General features: G+C 42.7%; 12 protein-coding genes and 1 pseudogene. 1 reads left to right on the top strand and 12 read right to left on the bottom strand.

Annotated elements, in window-relative coordinates; genetic code table 11:
• Positions 1-2 precede the first annotated feature (2 nt).
• The 9 genes and pseudogenes from A5883_RS02170 to A5883_RS02130 form a co-directional block, all read right to left on the bottom strand.
• Positions 3-1712 carry an ABC transporter ATP-binding protein gene (locus A5883_RS02170; protein ID WP_060791424.1) on the bottom strand — a complete coding sequence of 570 codons (1710 nt, stop codon included), beginning with the start codon at positions 1710-1712 and terminating at the stop codon, positions 3-5.
• Between the two features lie 229 nt (positions 1713-1941).
• A pseudogene (locus A5883_RS02165) lies at positions 1942-2379 on the bottom strand (MmcQ/YjbR family DNA-binding protein).
• Positions 2380-2632: 253 nt separating this feature from the next.
• Positions 2633-3247, bottom strand: a complete 615-nt coding sequence (locus A5883_RS02160) for a LysM peptidoglycan-binding domain-containing protein (RefSeq protein WP_005228480.1) — start codon at positions 3245-3247, stop codon at positions 2633-2635.
• A 328-nt stretch (positions 3248-3575) separates the two neighbouring features.
• On the bottom strand, positions 3576-4859 hold the full coding sequence (locus tag A5883_RS02155) for a uracil-xanthine permease family protein (RefSeq protein WP_086338707.1): 1284 nt from the start codon (positions 4857-4859) through the stop codon (positions 3576-3578).
• Between the two features lie 49 nt (positions 4860-4908).
• Positions 4909-6264 carry a guanine deaminase gene (gene guaD, locus A5883_RS02150; RefSeq protein ID WP_086337928.1) on the bottom strand — a complete coding sequence of 452 codons (1356 nt, stop codon included), beginning with the start codon at positions 6262-6264 and terminating at the stop codon, positions 4909-4911.
• A gap of 252 nt (positions 6265-6516) precedes the next feature.
• Complete coding sequence (locus A5883_RS02145) at positions 6517-6792, bottom strand: helix-turn-helix domain-containing protein (RefSeq protein WP_005228477.1); 276 nt, start codon at positions 6790-6792, stop codon at positions 6517-6519.
• Positions 6779-7147, bottom strand: coding sequence for a type II toxin-antitoxin system RelE/ParE family toxin (locus tag A5883_RS02140; protein WP_060791427.1), 369 nt, complete (start codon positions 7145-7147; stop codon positions 6779-6781). Before A5883_RS02140 ends, A5883_RS02145 begins: the two co-directional genes overlap by 14 nt.
• 168 nt (positions 7148-7315) lie before the next feature.
• Positions 7316-8650, bottom strand: coding sequence for a hypothetical protein (locus A5883_RS02135; protein WP_086337927.1), 1335 nt, complete (start codon positions 8648-8650; stop codon positions 7316-7318).
• 78 nt (positions 8651-8728) lie between these two features.
• A complete protein-coding gene (locus A5883_RS02130) occupies positions 8729-10840 on the bottom strand; it encodes a glycoside hydrolase family 65 protein (RefSeq protein WP_086337926.1) in 2112 nt (703 codons plus the stop codon).
• A gap of 175 nt (positions 10841-11015) precedes the next feature.
• On the opposite strand from A5883_RS02130, the gene A5883_RS02125 reads away from it, so the two are divergent.
• Positions 11016-12233 carry an amidohydrolase family protein gene (locus A5883_RS02125; RefSeq protein WP_086337925.1) on the top strand — a complete coding sequence of 406 codons (1218 nt, stop codon included), beginning with the start codon at positions 11016-11018 and terminating at the stop codon, positions 12231-12233.
• 82 nt (positions 12234-12315) lie between these two features.
• Here A5883_RS02125 and A5883_RS02120 read toward each other — a convergent pair whose 3' ends face one another.
• The 3 genes from A5883_RS02120 to A5883_RS02110 all read right to left on the bottom strand — a co-directional run bounded on the left by A5883_RS02120 (position 12316) and on the right by A5883_RS02110 (position 16512).
• Positions 12316-13125 (bottom strand): alpha/beta hydrolase, encoded by an 810-nt coding sequence (locus A5883_RS02120; protein WP_086337924.1) that lies wholly within the window; start codon positions 13123-13125, stop codon positions 12316-12318.
• Between the two features lie 10 nt (positions 13126-13135).
• On the bottom strand, positions 13136-14602 hold the full coding sequence (locus A5883_RS02115) for an alpha-L-fucosidase (RefSeq protein WP_086337923.1): 1467 nt from the start codon (positions 14600-14602) through the stop codon (positions 13136-13138).
• A gap of 173 nt (positions 14603-14775) precedes the next feature.
• On the bottom strand, positions 14776-16512 hold the full coding sequence (locus tag A5883_RS02110) for an ABC transporter substrate-binding protein (protein WP_086337922.1): 1737 nt from the start codon (positions 16510-16512) through the stop codon (positions 14776-14778).
• Positions 16513-16523: the final 11 nt, after the last annotated feature.

The following is a 16523-nucleotide window of genomic DNA, read 5'->3' as shown; positions in this document are numbered from 1 at the left end:
GGTTACTCCTCTCCTTTCTGTGTTGCGAAGATTTCTTGATAGATGGCATTGTTATTGGCTAAAAATTCATGGCTTCCTTCACCAACCAGACGTCCATTATCTAAAACGAAGATGCGGTCGGCTTTCACAACAGAGGCAATCTTTTGCGCGATGATGATCGTTGTCGTGTCTTTTAATTGTTTTTCAAACGCTTCGCGAACCAATTTTTCCGAACGAGCATCTAATGCACTCGTACTATCATCCAAAATCAAAATTTTCGGTTCACCGATCACTCCTCGAGAAATCGATAAGCGTTGCTTTTGCCCTCCAGAAAAATTGCTGCTGCGCTCGGAGACCGGCGCTTCAAACCCAGCGGTCAATTTTTGAATAAATTCACTGGCTTGGGCGATTTCCGTTGCGCGAGACATCTCAGATTCTGAGGCGTCTTTTTTCCCTTGCCGCAAGTTTTGGGCAATCGTTCCTGAAAAGAGGATCGCTTTTTGCAAGACAAAAGCGACCGTTTTACGCAAGCTTTGTTCATTGACTTCTTTCAAGTCAACGCCGCCAACTCGCACGACACCTTCCGTTGGGTCAAACAAACGGGGAATCAGCTGCGCCAGTGTTGATTTGCCGGCACCAGTCGCCCCTACGATCCCAATCATTTCGCCAGGTTTGATGGTAAAACTGATAGCCGTTAGGGCATTTTTTTCATCCCCAGGGTAACGGAAACTGACGTTTTCAAAAGCGACACTTCCAGACAACTCTTGTTCTGGGACATCTTGGTATTGCAGATCCGGTTCGGTATCTAGAATCTCTTTGATCCGTTTTAGCGAAACTGCAGCCCGCGATGTCATCATCATCATCATGCCGCCGATAATGATCGCCATCATAATTTGCATCAAATAATTCATGAATGAGGCAATTCCCCCAATCAAGGTTGGATCATCTTTCGCTAGATCACTGACAAAGAAGATCGCGCCGACGACGGCTAAGTTGGCTGCCAGCATAAAGGAGGGGATCATTACAGAGAACAAGGTTCCTACGATAATATTATGCTTCGTTAACGTTTCACTGACTTTGGAAAAGCCTTGTAGCTGGTTTTCTTCTTGAACAAAAGATTTCACCACACGAATCCCCATCAAATTTTCTTTGGCAATCCCATTGATTTTGTCGATCAAGTTCTGGATGATCATAAAGTGTTTGCCCATCCGTGTAAAGGAGAGTGCCGTAATCACTAGGACAGCGATAATTAGTAAGACGATGATCCACCAAAGTTGCGGCATGGTTGTCATCGCCAAAATGAAGGCACCGATAAATAAGAACGGGATGCGAAACAACGATTGCAACGAGATCATCACTAAGTTTTGAATTTGCGTGATGTCATTGGTCAAGCGCACCACTAGGTTTCCTGCCGAGAAGGTTTCGATATTACCAAATGAGAATGTCTGGATTTTCCGAAACATCTCTTCCCGAATATCGGCACTAACGCCTTGCGCCACTTTCGCAGAAAAAATCGTGTTGATAATCCCTGCAACAAGGCCTAGCAATGCTAGCCCAATCAGCTGCACACCAATTTTTTTCATTTCATCATTGTTTTCGGTAATAATTGATTCTAGCACTTGCTGCAAGAGCTTCGGCTGCCATAATGCAGCAACGACCATTAAAATGACCGATAATAAGGCAATGCCGGTTGCCGCTTTGTACTTTTTGACATGGCGTAAGACCAGATCCATATACGTACCACTCCTTTGTGTTTAGCAGAAAAGACTGCCAAAAAATTTCGGTTGCACAACAATTTACCATGGATCACGACGGGAAACAAGCGAACAAATAAAACAAAAAGAGCTTTCATGAAAGCTCTTTGAAAATATTGCATAAATGTTGTCGAAAATAACGAATAGTAAAGGGATTATGATGCTCCTCGATACTGGTTTGATTATTTTTTGTCGCTAAATCTTTGACTTACGATTCGCTGTTTTCCAGCTCACTTTTTTGTTTTTTTGTCAGTTTTTGTTTGACTAAATCGTAGGAAACCAAAATCATTTGTTCGATGTTTTCTTCCATCAAGGCATCAGATGCCAACTTGATGGTATTCCAATGGGTCTTATTGGCATAATACCCTGGAATGATCACGTCAGGAAATTGCTCTCGCAGCGTTTCGTTGACCTCGGGCAGATTTTTCAAAGTCAAAAACGCTGTTTCTTCTGGTTGTGGACTCATGATTCCAAACTGCTTTCCTACTAAATCAAAGTAGATTGCATCTCAATCTTCGCGATAATAGACTTTGGCTCCCGGCAAGCCTTCCCCAAATGCTTGAAATCGCTGCATTTTTTTTGCAATTTTTTCTTCAATCGATGTACTCATTGTGTTTCCCCCACTTTCTGCTATCAAAATCGCCATTTTCTGTCTCAGTTTTGACAGATTGAATCGCTTTCTGCTCTATTTCCTACTATTATATATGGTTGTCGTGGAAAAAGGGATTTTTTATCAGTGGCATGTCGACTGATAATGACGTTACATGCAGCTGTAAGCGGCGTTACATTCATTCACCTTTCTCAGAAGACACAAAAAAGCCCTCATCAGCGAGTAAGTTGTACTCGCCAATAAGGGCAATTGATTACTAGATATCACGGACAAGATTCATTTGAGAATCTTAGTACCAACCATTTGCTTCCCAGAATGCTTTGGCAGCAGACCAAGAACCATAACGTGATGCAACATATTCATCGGCAACCTTTTCTTGGTTAGCAGCTGAATAGTCACCATTTAAGTAAGAGTTGGTTAATTGGTAACGGCCATAGTATTGTCCGTTTGTCGCTGTGTAAGAACCACCAGATTCTTTGTTGGCGATCCATTCTTTTGCTGAAGCTTCTGAGCCGCTAGCTGAAGAGCTGTAGCTTGAGCTGCTTTGTGTGCTTGCAGCAGATTGTGTGTTGCTTGATTGTGAAGCTGCTGGTTCACTTGGTTGTTGTACACTTGCTGCAGCAGTCGTGCTTGCAGATTCTGTATAAGTTGCAGTGCCATCTGTAGGGATGATCAATGCTTCCCCAACAAAAATCAAGTTTTTATCAGCAATCTCGTTTGCTTCAACGATCGCATTGATCGTATCATCAGAGCTATAACCATAAAAGTTAGTAGCGATTGTTGATAAAGTATCACCAGATTGAACAGTGTATTGTTCGTCTGCAAAGGCGTCTTTCCCACCTAAGAAAAGGCCGAAACCGGCAAGGACAGCTGTACTAAGTAAAACAGTTTTTAAAGACTTCATATAATTAAATCTCCTTCTTTGAAACTCATTTTGCGTCATTTGAGATGACTCAAGCGCATAAACAAGTCTAACATCGAAGAATATTTCATAGGTAAAGAATTCATTACAGATGATTACGAAAACGACAGTTGCCTTACGTTTCGTAAGAATTTGAGAATCCTATCATATCAAGCTTTACTCTGTTGTAATTTTTAACATTACAGTTATTTTGTTTTCAGGTAAACCAGTTAACCTTAGAAAACCTTTCCTATATTACAAAAAACCCTCTTTTTACACAGGATTGTAACAAAAGAAGGAACGAGACAAGGTCTCATTCCTCATTTACTTTCTATTTTTTCTTCACTGGGATCAATTTATTCATGACGATCGCCGCAATAGCGCTTAAAGCAATCGGTGAATCTAATAAATATTGTAAGAATTGAGGCGCAGATTCTTTGATTTCTGCTGGCATAAACAACAAGCCGATGGCAATAATCAACGGTACCCCGATAATATACAACTCCCGCTCGGAAAACTCTTCATTCTTAATGACCCGAAAGCCGCTCAACAAAATAATGACGCAGACGACCGCGAACACGCCGCCGATGACAGCAGAAGGTACTGCGTGAATCAAGGCTGAAAGTTTTCCCATGAAGGACAATAGGATAAACCAAATGGACGCCATCACAAAGACTTTTTTACTAGCAACCCCTGTGATCGAAATGATCCCTGCATTGGTAGAATAACCAGTTACAGGGGTCGTTCCAACTAAGGCGGCAACCAAGCAGCCTAACCCTTCACCGATCACGCCTTTATTGATCTGTTCATCCGTAACAGGTTCTTCTGTCACAGAACTGACCGCGTACCAAGTTCCTGTTGTTTCTGCTAGGAGAACCATATAGATCACTAGCATCGTTAAGATCGCTGAAACATCAAAATGCAGGCCATAGTTTAGAAATACCAGTTTTGGCAGACTAAAGAAAGAAGCATCCGCCACCGACTGAAAATCAACGCCTCCCATAAAGGAAGCAATCACGGTACCGATAACCAAAGCAATAATGACCGAACTGATTCGGAAGTATTTTCCCATTCCTGGAAAATAATCGCCTAACATGGAAAACAAGATCAAAATCGCCGCAGTAATCGCAGCTAGCAACATGTTTTGATTGGCACTTAGTGTTTCAGTGGCAGGATAGATATTGCTAGTAAATGCCGTTGGCAGCAGCGTCAAACCAACGATCATGATGATCGTTCCACTGACGATCGTAGGAATAAAATGACGAACGATATACTTATAGATGCCAGTAAAACCTAGTAAAATGACTGCCGCGGCACCAACAATGCTGGCACCTAACACCGTGTCCATGCCGTTGGCACCAAAATAAATACCGATGATCGCTCCAACGGGTACAAAGGATGGTCCTTGACATACGGGTAATTTCAAGAAAAAGAGGACTTGGATCAAAGAAGCGATCCCTGCTCCTAAAAAGGTCGATTGGATCAAACCTGATGCGTCTGAAGAGGACATCGCCACCGCGGTTGCGATAATAAATGGCGGCACATACACGTCCATTGCCAACACATGCTGTAATCCTAAAAGTACTGCTTGACCAAAGGGAATGTCTTCGTTCATTCCGATCGTTAAATGTTTGTTTTTCGTTGATTCCACTGTCTCATTCTCCTCATTTTTCGTGTACTTTTTTTCCTTGGACCCAGACTTGGCGAATATTTTGCATCGTTGCTAAGTACAGGATTTTTTGTAATCTTGCTTCGGGTGAAGTAAACACACCGAAGTCAGGCAAAGGATTTTCTTTTTGTCGCGTATCGATCACTTGCACATCAAACGCATACCCTTCTTTGATGACACCTACTGGTAATCTCAGTGCCTCACCGCCGCCTTTTGTCGCCAATGAGAACGCATCGATCACGGATATACGAGAATCAGCTACTCCTCGTGTGTTTTGAGGAAGCGTGACATCCACGCCATCTTCTAACATTCTCGAAGACATCACAGCTTGTTTGATGTTGTCATACAAACTCGGTGAAAAACCGCCGGAGATATCCGTTCCTAAACCAATCGTGACCCCTTGTTCTTTCAAGCGCTTGATTGGGATCACGCCATTGGCAAAGTAGGCATTTGAGATGGGACAGTGCGCAACTGCGGCGCCGGTTTCGACAAAACGAGCGCCGTCAGCTGGGCTGATGAAATTGCCATGAGCCATCACTGCTTTTTCACGCAACAAGCCAAAATCTTGCAGCACTTCGGTATCCGTTTTACCAAATCGTTCTTGAACAAAGTCATGTTCCCATTGCCCTTCACTGCAGTGGGTCTGAACATGAACATCATATTTTTCAGCCAATGCGCCTAACCCTGCCAAGCCTTCATCGGTACAGCTGGGGACAAATCGCGGAGTGACCACAGGATAAACGCCTTGTGGTGCGGTCTTTGCGATTGCTTGTACTTCTTGAATAAAACGTTCTGTATCCGCTAATGCCTCTTCTGTTGACGCGTCTCGATAAAAAGCAGGATTGGCTTGGGGATCGTCCATAACGACTTTTCCGACTAATCCCCGTTGACCAAGAGTGGCACAAGTCTTCGCCAATTGAAGGCTCGCTTCTAGATGGATCGTTGCAAAATAAAGAACCGTTGTTGTTCCTCTTGCCAATAGCTGTGCCACCAAATCTTGATAGACAGCTTTGGCAAATGCTGGATCGGCATATTTTGCCTCCAGCGGAAACGTGCATTCATCTAACCAGACATTTAACGGTTCATCTAACGCGATCCCTGCTTGCGGCCATTGTGGGGCGTGGACATGCAGATCGACAAATCCTGGTAAAAAGCACTGGCCTTCGGATAAAGCCTGAAGATTCTCTGATGCTTTTGCCAGCTCTACCTCATACCCTTGATCTGTTTTGGCAGTAACTTTCGTGATAATCCCTGCGTCATCGACTTGAATCAAAGCTTCTTCTATATATTCTAGTTTTCCATCAGTTGGAGTATGGAAAACATCTCCTTTAAAATAGCGAATGGTTGCCATTTGTTTGATTTCCCCCGTTCTCTAAGACATTGTCAGGAAAAAGCCGTTCATTTAATGTTCCTTTTTCACTAACACGATGTTCTTATTTTGACGCTATTCGAAAATAGTGCAATAAAATTCACTATCATAAAGGAAGATAAAACGCTGAACGTTCGGTTTTTATGCGATTTCAAAAAAAGACACCGTCTAGAAATAAGACAGTGTCTGCTTTTTGAGAATATTCGCTTGGTTTATCTATAACTAAGGCGTTACCTAAACTAGACTAACGGTCAGGGTTTTTCCGAGGGCGGAAGCAAGTTTGGATAATGTTTCGAAACTTGTATTATCCCCTCTCTCAATACGTGCAATGGTTGACTGAGGAACAGCGGCGAGCTCTGCAAGTTCTCTTTGTGTGAGTCCTGCACTTTCTCGCGCTTTCATCAATGCTACAGCACTAGCAAGTTTCGCTTTTTCAGCTTCATATTCAGCTTTGAATTCAGTGTCTTTCATTTTTTCTTTTAAAAAATCATTGAATTTAACTGTTGGCATCTTTGATCTCCTCCTCAAATTCTTTTCGGATCTCTATCGCTTTTGCTATTTCTTGAATTGGCGTCTTCTGCGTTTTCTTGGTGAAACCATGGGTAATAATGAATTTAGAACCTAGCCAATGAAAATATAAAGCTCTTTGAATGTTTCCTCCTATTCCTGATCTCAGCTCAAATAGGTTATCTCCCAGTTTTTTCACCCATTTCATTTTTTGAGCGATCAGTATTCCATGTTCTTCCACATTCGCAATGACTGCTAACATTTTTTTCTGGTCTTTCTCAGGTAACTGTTCAAAAAACTCAATAAATTCATTGTGTCCATTTGGTCGCTCATAAAACTCAAACTTAGGTTTGTCCATACACAAATGATAGCATATATGCTATCATTTGTCGATTCAAGTTACCGTTCATTATTCTTTCTTAGACTTTATTCCCTATAATTGGTTTCATCTTTTTTCTAGTTGATACAAAACTACTTAACATTCTCTTTGTCGATTACACCGAATCAACTCCAAATCATTTCTCCATCATTTCTCTTTACGATTCCTACGAAAAACCACCAGTCCGCCTACTAGCAAACAGATTACTCCTGCAATCGAGCCCCATTTTGCTGGCTCTAAAAAGCTTTGGATCCTTGAGGTCTGATTCGTTGCCGTCGTTCCTGATAGCTGAAACAAGAAAGCCAGCGGCTGATGTTCAAAACGAAGAATGACGAACAGGAGTGTCATCAAAAGAAATTGATGTACCAGACTCCCTTTGTTTTGTGTGGCATATTTGGCTAAACTCTGCTGCTCAATTGCTTCCGGTTTTGCCGCCAAATACTGTTTCGTAAGCCATTGATTCAATCCCGCATTAAAGAAGCTAATGACGAATAAACTTATTGGAATCAGTGTGTCGCTGCTGAACAGAAGAACACCTGCCATCAGCCCAAGTAAATATGTTGGTACCAGCTGCTTTTCTAAACGATGAGCAAGTTTTCCTCCGAGAAACATGGCACCAAAAAGGCCCAGTGCATATGGTAAGTAAACGTGAGTGCTTAGCGCTTGTGCTCCAAATCGACCGGTAACATACACCGAGCCGAAAAGAAAAAGAAAGTTACCGATCACTCCCCGAATAAAGGTGAGAATGTTCAAGTGAAGCGGCTGTCTCCACGACTTACTGCGTTTCGTTAAAGTGATCAGCATCAAAGTAAAGAGAAACAAGAAACCAGTGATCGCCCATTCAAACAGGGCATTCGACTTGATCAGCCTTGCTGCTCGCAAGCCAAACAGTAAGAGAAAGAAAAAGAAATACAACAAAAACTGCTTGTTGAATAACTGGTTGCGCTGCATCAACGGTCTTTTTGGGAGGTTGTTGACGGTTTGGCTACTCTTAGCTGCCAGCACAAAGAGTGCAAAATAACTGCCAAATAGGCCAATGCCTTGAAGGTCATCAGGCAACCGTAAGGCAAAGAGTAAAACGAAAAGAAAGAACAGCGCCTCCTTCCAATCATTTTTCAGCGGCTGTTCAGTGAGCTTGACTTTTTGGCGTACCATCAGGTCAGCTGGCGGCAGCCAAGAAGCACTGATCCCCAACAAACTAGCAGCTGGCAAGAGTGCAGCGCTCCACCAAGTGCTCAAAATACCCACCAATGCGCCGGCGCCGCCGATCAAGACACTGGCTGCTAACAATGATGGTGCGAAAAGCGCCGTAAGCGTCTGTAAGAAAAAGACCCCTGTCATGCGAAAGGTATAAAAGAGCGCAAAGGCTAATGCTGCACTTAGCGACTGCTCTTTGCTCAAAGATAAAAAATAAAGATACGGGATGATCGTGATCGTATTGCTGATGATCAAAAGTGCGGTATGGGATTTTTTGTATATCATCTAAATTCCTCTACTATTGATTGTAGTCTTATTATTTTTTCTATTCTTGATAGTAGATAGTCATTATAAGCAAGTCCTCTATTTAATCCAAAGGCCATTCCTATCCTCCACCACCTTTAATTTACTATTCGGCTGTAACTGGCATTCGATTTCTCCCCCTTGAAGCTTCACTCTGATTGCTTCTTGCTGATAAGTGATCGTAAAGGTCAGTGATTCGATTTTCTGTGGCAAATGATTCGCCAAGTGAAGTCCGCGATCATAGGTCAGACCAGCAAAACCATAAATCAAACTCAACCAGCTGCCGCCCATATTGGCAGCATGAACACCGTCTACAACATTCTTTTGCAAATCATTGAGATCCATCAGTGCGGTATCCATGAAGTAGCGATACGCTTTTTCAGTGTCGCCGATTCGGCTAGCCATCACACTAAAGATTGAACGAGACAACGAGGAGTCATGGGTCGTCACCTGCTCGTAATAGTCATAGTCTCTTGTTAATTGATCTGCTGAAAATTCATGGGTAAACAGCATCTCTGCTAAAACCGTATCTGCTTGCTTGCATACTTGATACTTATAAATGATCATTGGATGATAGTGAAGCAGAAGCGGATAATTCTCAGCAGGTGTTTCCTCAAATGGCCACAGCGCTTGATCTAAGAAGGAATCATCTTGTTTCGTTAGCTGCCGCTCTTCATCGTAACCGAAGTACATCAGGTCAGCTGCTTTTTCCCAATCGGCAATCAATTCTTGATAGACATGGTATCGTTTGGCCAATTCGACCGCATAGCGTAAGTTATTTTGTACCATTTTGTTTGTATAAAAATTGTTGTTTACCAAAGCGCTGTATTCGTCTGGTCCTGTCACTCCATGAATACAAAACCGCTCTTGTCCTTCTTTTACAACAAACGTGCCATAATGAAACCAGAATTTCGCTGTTTCAAAAACGACTTCTTGACCAATTTCTTCAATAAAGGGTTGATCACCCGTGATACGTTCATATAATTGAAAGCCATAAACGATATCGGCATTGATATGCAGCTGTGCTGTACCTGCTGGATAATAGGCACTCGTTTCATTACCGTCAATCGTACGCCAAGCAAACAATGCCCCAGCTTGATTCAATTCTTTTGCTCGTTTTTTGGCTTGCGGCAAAATACTTGCACGATAGGAAAGCAAGCTTTTGGCTATCTCGGGGTTCGTATAAATGAAGAAAGGCAGTAGATACATTTCTGTATCCCAAAAATAATGTCCTTCATATCCTTCACCCGTAAGCCCTTTTGCGGCGAAATTCGTTTTCCCATCCCGCCCTGCACCTTGGTTCAAATGAAACAAATTGAAACGGATCCCTTTTTGCAAATAGTCATCACCCACAATTTGAATATCGCTGGCTTGCCAGAAAGATTGATAGTAATCCGCTTGTTCTTTTAATAAGACAGAAAACTTGTCGACGCTCTGCTGAAATGGTGTCTCACCAATCCTTTGCAACAATTTGACCTGAAAAATCGAAGTTGACGGTTCTCCAACAGTCAAATGCTGCTTTTCTTGATGTAGCTGAATAGCGATTTTCTTTTGACTATTTGGTGCTGTCCATACTTGGTATGCGCCCATTTGTTCTTTTTCCAATTGATGATTCTTACTGGCAACTCGAGGATCATCTGTTTTATTGACAGAGAATTGCTGATTTAATGTGTGGGAGAGTTCGATCGGTTCTGAAAAATCGGCTGTTATCACTTCATAGCGACAAACATAGAGTTCACTGCGCGTCATTGACGCAAACGAAGTTAACCCCAACTCAAAAGACTTTCCAGTCGGAGTAGTGATCTGGTAACTTTCCGTTAGAACCCCATCAGCTAATTTAAGACTCATTTGGGTTCGTTCGACTTGCCATTCCTCAACCGAAGAATCCTCCTCGCCGATTTTCAAAATAACTCCACGCAAGTTGGGCAGTTTGCAAATCGTTTGATGTTCTTTTGCATACCCATAAGCCCATTCGCCATACTGAATCGGCTCGCTGTCAAAAAAGCCGTTGACAAACGCCCCAGGATTTCCTGGATACAGTTGATTGACCTTCAAAGGATGCCCTGCACGGACGCCGATTTGCCCATTTCCTAAAGCGAACAATGTTTCTAGATACTCCATTTTCTGATGGGACAGCTCATCAGCTGTCAATAGAAAGTCGTTTTTCTTCATCCTTTATCCTCCAAGTCTTTTGGTTTATTCCTCGTTATCTTCACTTAGTTTCTATCCTACACTTCTAGCCAATGATTGCAAGGCTCAGCACTTCGTCCTTTTGCCACAAGCATCTCTTTAGAGCCGAGCAGCGAATGTATGATACCATGAAGCAAACACGAAAGAAGGCGATTTCTTGGATTTATGGCTTACAAATGTACAACTTGAGACGAGTTATTTAAAAGAAGGCGATTGGTCTTATGGAACCAAAACAGAAAATACAGCAATCGGGATCAATGATGGAAAAATAGCGGAAATCGTGCCGATGACCGAATGGCAGGCATCAAGCGAAGCGACGATCATTGATGGGGAAAATCAGTTATTGTTGCCAGGATTGATCGAAAAACATTGTCATTTGGACAAAAGTAAATTAGGTACTCCTTGGCGTCCAGTAACGCCGGCAGCTAGCTTGGTGGAACGATTTGAAACTGAGATTCCCCAATTAGATGCCTTGCCGTTATCGATCAAAGAACGCGGACAAGCGCTGATTGATTTAGAACTACCTCACGGTGCGGTGATGTTCCGCTCACATATCGATATTGAACCAATGACTCAGCTGCGTTATTTTGATGCGATCACTGAATTCGTTGCCGAACAGCCTTTTGGCTCGGAGTTGGTCTTATTTCCCCAACATGGCTTGCTGCGCTCAGATGCTGCTTCCTTAATTGAAGAAGCCTTAGCAACGGGCAAAGCATCTTTTATTGGCGGTGTTGATCCTTATACACTCGATCAAGATTACCAGGCTTCCTTACGGACAACTTTTGAACTTGCTCAAAAAGGACATGTCGGGATTGACCTCCATCTTCATGATCGGCAAGAAGCTGGCAGAGCGACCGTCAAAGAAATGATTCGTTTGACGAAGGAATTCAATATGCAAGGAAAAGTGGCGATCAGTCACGCCTTTGGTCTAAATGACTTTGAAGGCGCAGAACGCAAAGAAGTCTTTCAAGCGTTAGCAGATTTAGAGATCCATATCATTTCAAGTATTCCCATCAGCCCTGGCACGATTCCACCGCTTAAAGAATTGCAAAGCTATGGCGTTGCTATTCATATTGGTTGCGACAACGTCTATGATTCCTGGTCTTCTCTAGGAGATGGTTCTTTACAAGAAAAACTGGCGCGCTATTTAGAGATTTTTTCCGTCAAAAGTCAGGAAGACTTGACGCAAGCATTAGGTTTAGTCACGGATGGCAAAGTGCCATTGGATAAAAACGGTGCGCAGCAATGGCCTAAGGTTGGTGATTCGGCTGATTTCTTACTGACACCAGCTGCTTGTACGGCAGAATTTGTTGCCCGCAAAGGCTTCGTCAGCAAAAGTTTTTATCAAGGAACGGTTGTCTTTTCAGCTGAATAAACTATCTGATAACAACGAAAAGAAAAGCCATTGTCTGAACTCAGCAGACAATGGCTTATTTCTTTCGATCATTAAACGTTTCTCAAAAATTCCATTTTACCCAATCAGCAAATAATTCTGGCCAACGGACAACCGACGCTTCGATCCCGTGTTGATCGCTGTTGGCGGTTTCTGGCGTTCCTAAACTTAACCCGTGACCGCCCCGAGGGAAAATGTGTAGCTCATAAGGTATATTAAATTTGCGCAGCTGTTCGGCAAAAAGGAGGCTGTTTTCCGCCAAGACTAATCCATCTTCTAACGTATGCCAAAGAAACGTTGGTGGTGTCTGTTCATTGACTAAAGTCTCTAAAGACAAGGCGGCTTTTTCTGTTTCGTAAAGATCTGCTAATAATGAACGGAAGGAATCTTGGTGCCCAAGTTCTCCACTAGATAATACTGGGTAGCTCAACAGTAACCCGTTAGGCCGCCATTCTTCATTGGCTCCTTGTAAAGCCTCTGCTAGAAAAGGTTGCTGCCAAGACACACCCAGATTAGCAGCTAAGTGACCACCAGCTGAAAAACCGGCAACAATGATTTTTTCAGGATCGACGTGCCAGACCTCATGATTGGTGCGGACAAGACGAACGGCAGCAGCCAATTCCTTTAAGGCTAACGGATAGACAGCCGGTTTGATACTATAATGCAACACAAAGGCTTGGAAACCAAAGCTCATCATTTTGATGGCAATGGGTTCCGCTTCACGATCCGATAACATTTCATAGCCGCCGCCAGGACAGATGATGACCGCCGGTCGGACACGATCTGGTTCCATTTCAGGAGAATTTTCCATGACATACGTGGTTAAACTGGCTTGGCTTTCTGGTAAAAGTGCGGTTCTTTTTTCATGTATCACGGGTTGCGCCTCATTTCATTGTAATTTTATAGACAATTGGTTGGTCGGTTTCAATTGGTTCAAAAGTTAGTTGCAAGCCTTCATCGGTCACTTGCCAATCAATAGGCTGTTCTTCGTGTCCTAGAATCGTCACGTTTTGGATGATGCCGTGAAATTCTGGTAGATTTTGATCTTTAGACTGGGCCAGTGCTTGGATCCTTGCGTGTCCATTCTCAGGACTTGCCATGCCAATAGCATACAACGAATCCCCCTGAACCGTAAAGCGGAAATCCTGGCTTGTGTATGTCGTCGCCTGTGCCTCTTGAAATTGGCCTGAGACAACGGTCGTGGGTCCTTCCCCAGCTTTGCGCCATGGTTTCGCTTCATAAATGGCTTCACCGTTTACATCCAGCCACGCACCGATTTCTTTTAAGATCGCTTGATCTTTTTCTGGGATCGAACCATCCCCTTTCGGCCCGATATTCAAAAGGAGATTGCCGTTTTTACTGACGACTTCGATCAAATCCTGTAAAATCTCACGCGTTGTTTTGTAATCCAACGTTGTGGTATAGCACCATGAATTACGAGCGATTGCTGTATCTGTTTGCCAGTAAAAAGGTTGTGGTTCGGCAAATTTTCCCCGTTCGATCTCCACAATACCACTACCAAACATCATGGCATCATGTTTGTAACAGATACCAACTTTTTTGCCCCATTCAGCCCCACGATTGTAATAGTAAGCAGCGAAAAGTTGCAAGTGCTCCTTGAAGGCTTCGTGTTGGATCCACCAATCAAAATACAGCAGCTCTGGTTGATAGTTGTCGACGAGTTCACAGGTTCGCAACAGCCAATCATCTAAAAACTCTTTTGAGGGATATGGCTCGCTATACAAATCTTGATTATCAGGTTCTGGCATAGCAGGCCAATAAAAGTCGCCTTTTTCTAACGGTTCCTTGATGTCGCTGTCGAATTCCTTACCGTGTCCCATAAAAAACCAATGTTCGGCGCGATGAGATGAGGTACAAAAATGCAGGTCTTGTTCCTCAGCTGCTTCTTTTAATTCCCCAAGAATATCTTTTTTCGGTCCCATAACTGTTGCATTCCATTCAGACAGCTCGCTTTTATACATCTGAAACCCATCGTGATGTTCTGCAACGGGAAAAAGATAATTGGCACCGGCTTGTTTGATCAAGCGAATCCATTCATTTACATCAAATTTTTCTGCGGTAAACATGGGAATAAAGTCTTTGTAGCCAAAGTTTTTTTGTGGGCCATAGGTTTCAATATGATGATCGTATTCCGGATGGCCTTTGATGTACATATTTCTGGAGTACCACTCGTTGTTAAATGCAGGAACACTGTACAATCCCCAATGAATGAAGACCCCAAATTTTGCTTTGGGGAACCATTCCGGTAGAACAAAAGCGCCCAATGACTGCCAATTTGGGAAAAAGGGGCCTTGATGCGCGACTTGTTTGATTTTTTCGATCGTGATCATGGATCATCCTCCTTGTGAAAAGCAGCGGATCACTGCTATTTTTTTTTCATACAGCTAGTATCGTTATCTAGTTTTACCTAAAAAGAAAGAGAGGCAAAAAACGTCAACTCGTTTTCTGCCAGACTTTCTTCTTATGCAATTTAAACAACAGGTTCGTACAGATTCGCTGTCATTTATTTCATAATCTCTTCTCTTGCTTTATTTTGATTCTCAGCATTTTCATTATCAACAGCCAAGACATCTTCATAACCTAAACCAATTGCGGTTTTCTGCATTTCATCTTTTAACTGTTCAAATTCTTCTTCGTTAGAAGCAAAGACCATTTTCCATGAGAATTCTTTGATCGTTGATCCGATCTGACTTCGTAGCGTAGAAATTTCAGAGCTATCTTCTGGGGTAACAAATGTAGCACCTGGTGCTACCATGATTTGATCATTTTCTTGTAAAAATTCGATGGCACTTGAAGCACCACCCATTTGAGACGACCAGTCTTCTTTCAATGCATTAGAAGTGGCTTCTGCATACGAATCCCATTGATTGAAATTATAAGGATAGCCCGTATTTGGGTTTTCATCGATCAGCAAGACAGAGTTGAAATTCAATGCTGAACCGCCGTCTTTATAACTGCCACCACCAAATTCTTCTGGTACATCTGCATCGCCATCGATCAATGCTTCTTTCCCGAAATCTGTTAATACGGGCGCACCATCTTCGCCGACTTCCCAAGTCAATCCTTCTGGACCGGAACCACCGACGGTTTGAGACGAATTCGCCATAATTCCTTCTGGGGAGTATAGCCAATCGATAAATTCAGAAATCCTTTGGGGATCATCTGCATTTGAACCGATGCCAATGAAAAGATTTCCACCGTTGACTTTAGCACCATCAGAATAATTTTTTTGATCCTTGATCGGTGCTAGCATGAACCCAACACCTTCATCCATATTTTTGGTCGTGTTGTAAGCAGATTGACCTAACCATGGGAACCACGAATACAAAACTTGGCCGCCTTGGAATTTTGAATAAAGAGTGTCATAATTTTGCGTCGTAGATTCAGGATCAACTAGCCCCATTTGATTTGCTTCATAATAAAACTTCAACGCACGCATATATTCTGAATCATCATCCAACAGCCCTTGTATATCACTACCATCAGCTCTCGCTAATGCATAACCTACTGTATTGTAGCCATACATTTGGGCTAATTGAACTGCATTTGACATGGAATCACCATCCCAATCGCTAAATAAAGAGAAGCTGTAGACGCGTTTACCATCTTCGGTTGTCCCTTTGGCTTCTTGCATTTGTTGAAGGATTGGAAGCAGATCTTCCAAGGTATTCATTTCTGGATAGCCGACTTCCTTATAAAGATCCCAGCGCAAGTAAGGCCCTACGTTCAAATCAAGTCCTTCAGAAGAAGTATCAGGAGCAGAAGTGGAAACTTCTGTTGGAAAACCATAAATTCCATCTTGTCCTTCATTCAAAAATTGGACAGCACCATCATACTGCTTTAAATTCTCCATCGATTCATACAATTCGGAGGATTCATACAGTAAGCCGCCTTGTACCAATTCATTGTACTCTTTTCCATTATTGATTATGATCAAATCACCTAAATCACCGGCTGCGGTACGAGTTTGATACAAGGTATCACCGTTACCTGCGACATTAGGCGCAATGATATTTAACTCAATATTGAACTTATCCTTAACTAATTCACCAAACCATCCGCCTTGGATGCCCATATAATTAGCAACGCTATTGTAGACATCGATCGTTAGTGTTTCACTGTTATCACTAGAACTCTCATTCGAAGATTCATTCGATGAACCGCAGGCAGCTAACCCGAGCAAGGCTCCCCCGCATACGAGACCCATTGCTGTTTTTTTCAACCATTTTTTGCTTTTCATTTGTTTTTCCC

Origin of the sequence: Enterococcus sp. 5B3_DIV0040 (assembly GCF_002140755.1) — a bacterium.
In the GTDB taxonomy this organism is placed as follows: Bacteria; Bacillota; Bacilli; order Lactobacillales; family Enterococcaceae; genus Enterococcus_D; species Enterococcus_D casseliflavus.
This window is presented reverse-complemented; position numbering and strand designations above follow the sequence as displayed.

What these genes read in the sequence shown, in the direction of transcription:
- A5883_RS02115 (WP_086337923.1), bottom strand. Translation starts at nt 14,602, where the DNA reads ATGATCACGATCGAAAAAATCAAACAAGTCGCGCATCAAGGCCCCTTT.
- A5883_RS02160 (WP_005228480.1), bottom strand. Translation starts at nt 3,247, where the DNA reads ATGAAGTCTTTAAAAACTGTTTTACTTAGTACAGCTGTCCTTGCCGGT.
- A5883_RS02140 (WP_060791427.1), bottom strand. Translation starts at nt 7,147, where the DNA reads ATGGACAAACCTAAGTTTGAGTTTTATGAGCGACCAAATGGACACAAT.
- A5883_RS02145 (WP_005228477.1), bottom strand. Translation starts at nt 6,792, where the DNA reads ATGCCAACAGTTAAATTCAATGATTTTTTAAAAGAAAAAATGAAAGAC.
- A5883_RS02135 (WP_086337927.1), bottom strand. Translation starts at nt 8,650, where the DNA reads ATGATATACAAAAAATCCCATACCGCACTTTTGATCATCAGCAATACG.
- A5883_RS02155 (WP_086338707.1), bottom strand. Translation starts at nt 4,859, where the DNA reads ATGAACGAAGACATTCCCTTTGGTCAAGCAGTACTTTTAGGATTACAG.
- guaD (WP_086337928.1), bottom strand. Translation starts at nt 6,264, where the DNA reads ATGGCAACCATTCGCTATTTTAAAGGAGATGTTTTCCATACTCCAACT.
- A5883_RS02170 (WP_060791424.1), bottom strand. Translation starts at nt 1,712, where the DNA reads ATGGATCTGGTCTTACGCCATGTCAAAAAGTACAAAGCGGCAACCGGC.
- A5883_RS02110 (WP_086337922.1), bottom strand. Translation starts at nt 16,512, where the DNA reads ATGAAAAGCAAAAAATGGTTGAAAAAAACAGCAATGGGTCTCGTATGC.
- A5883_RS02130 (WP_086337926.1), bottom strand. Translation starts at nt 10,840, where the DNA reads ATGAAGAAAAACGACTTTCTATTGACAGCTGATGAGCTGTCCCATCAG.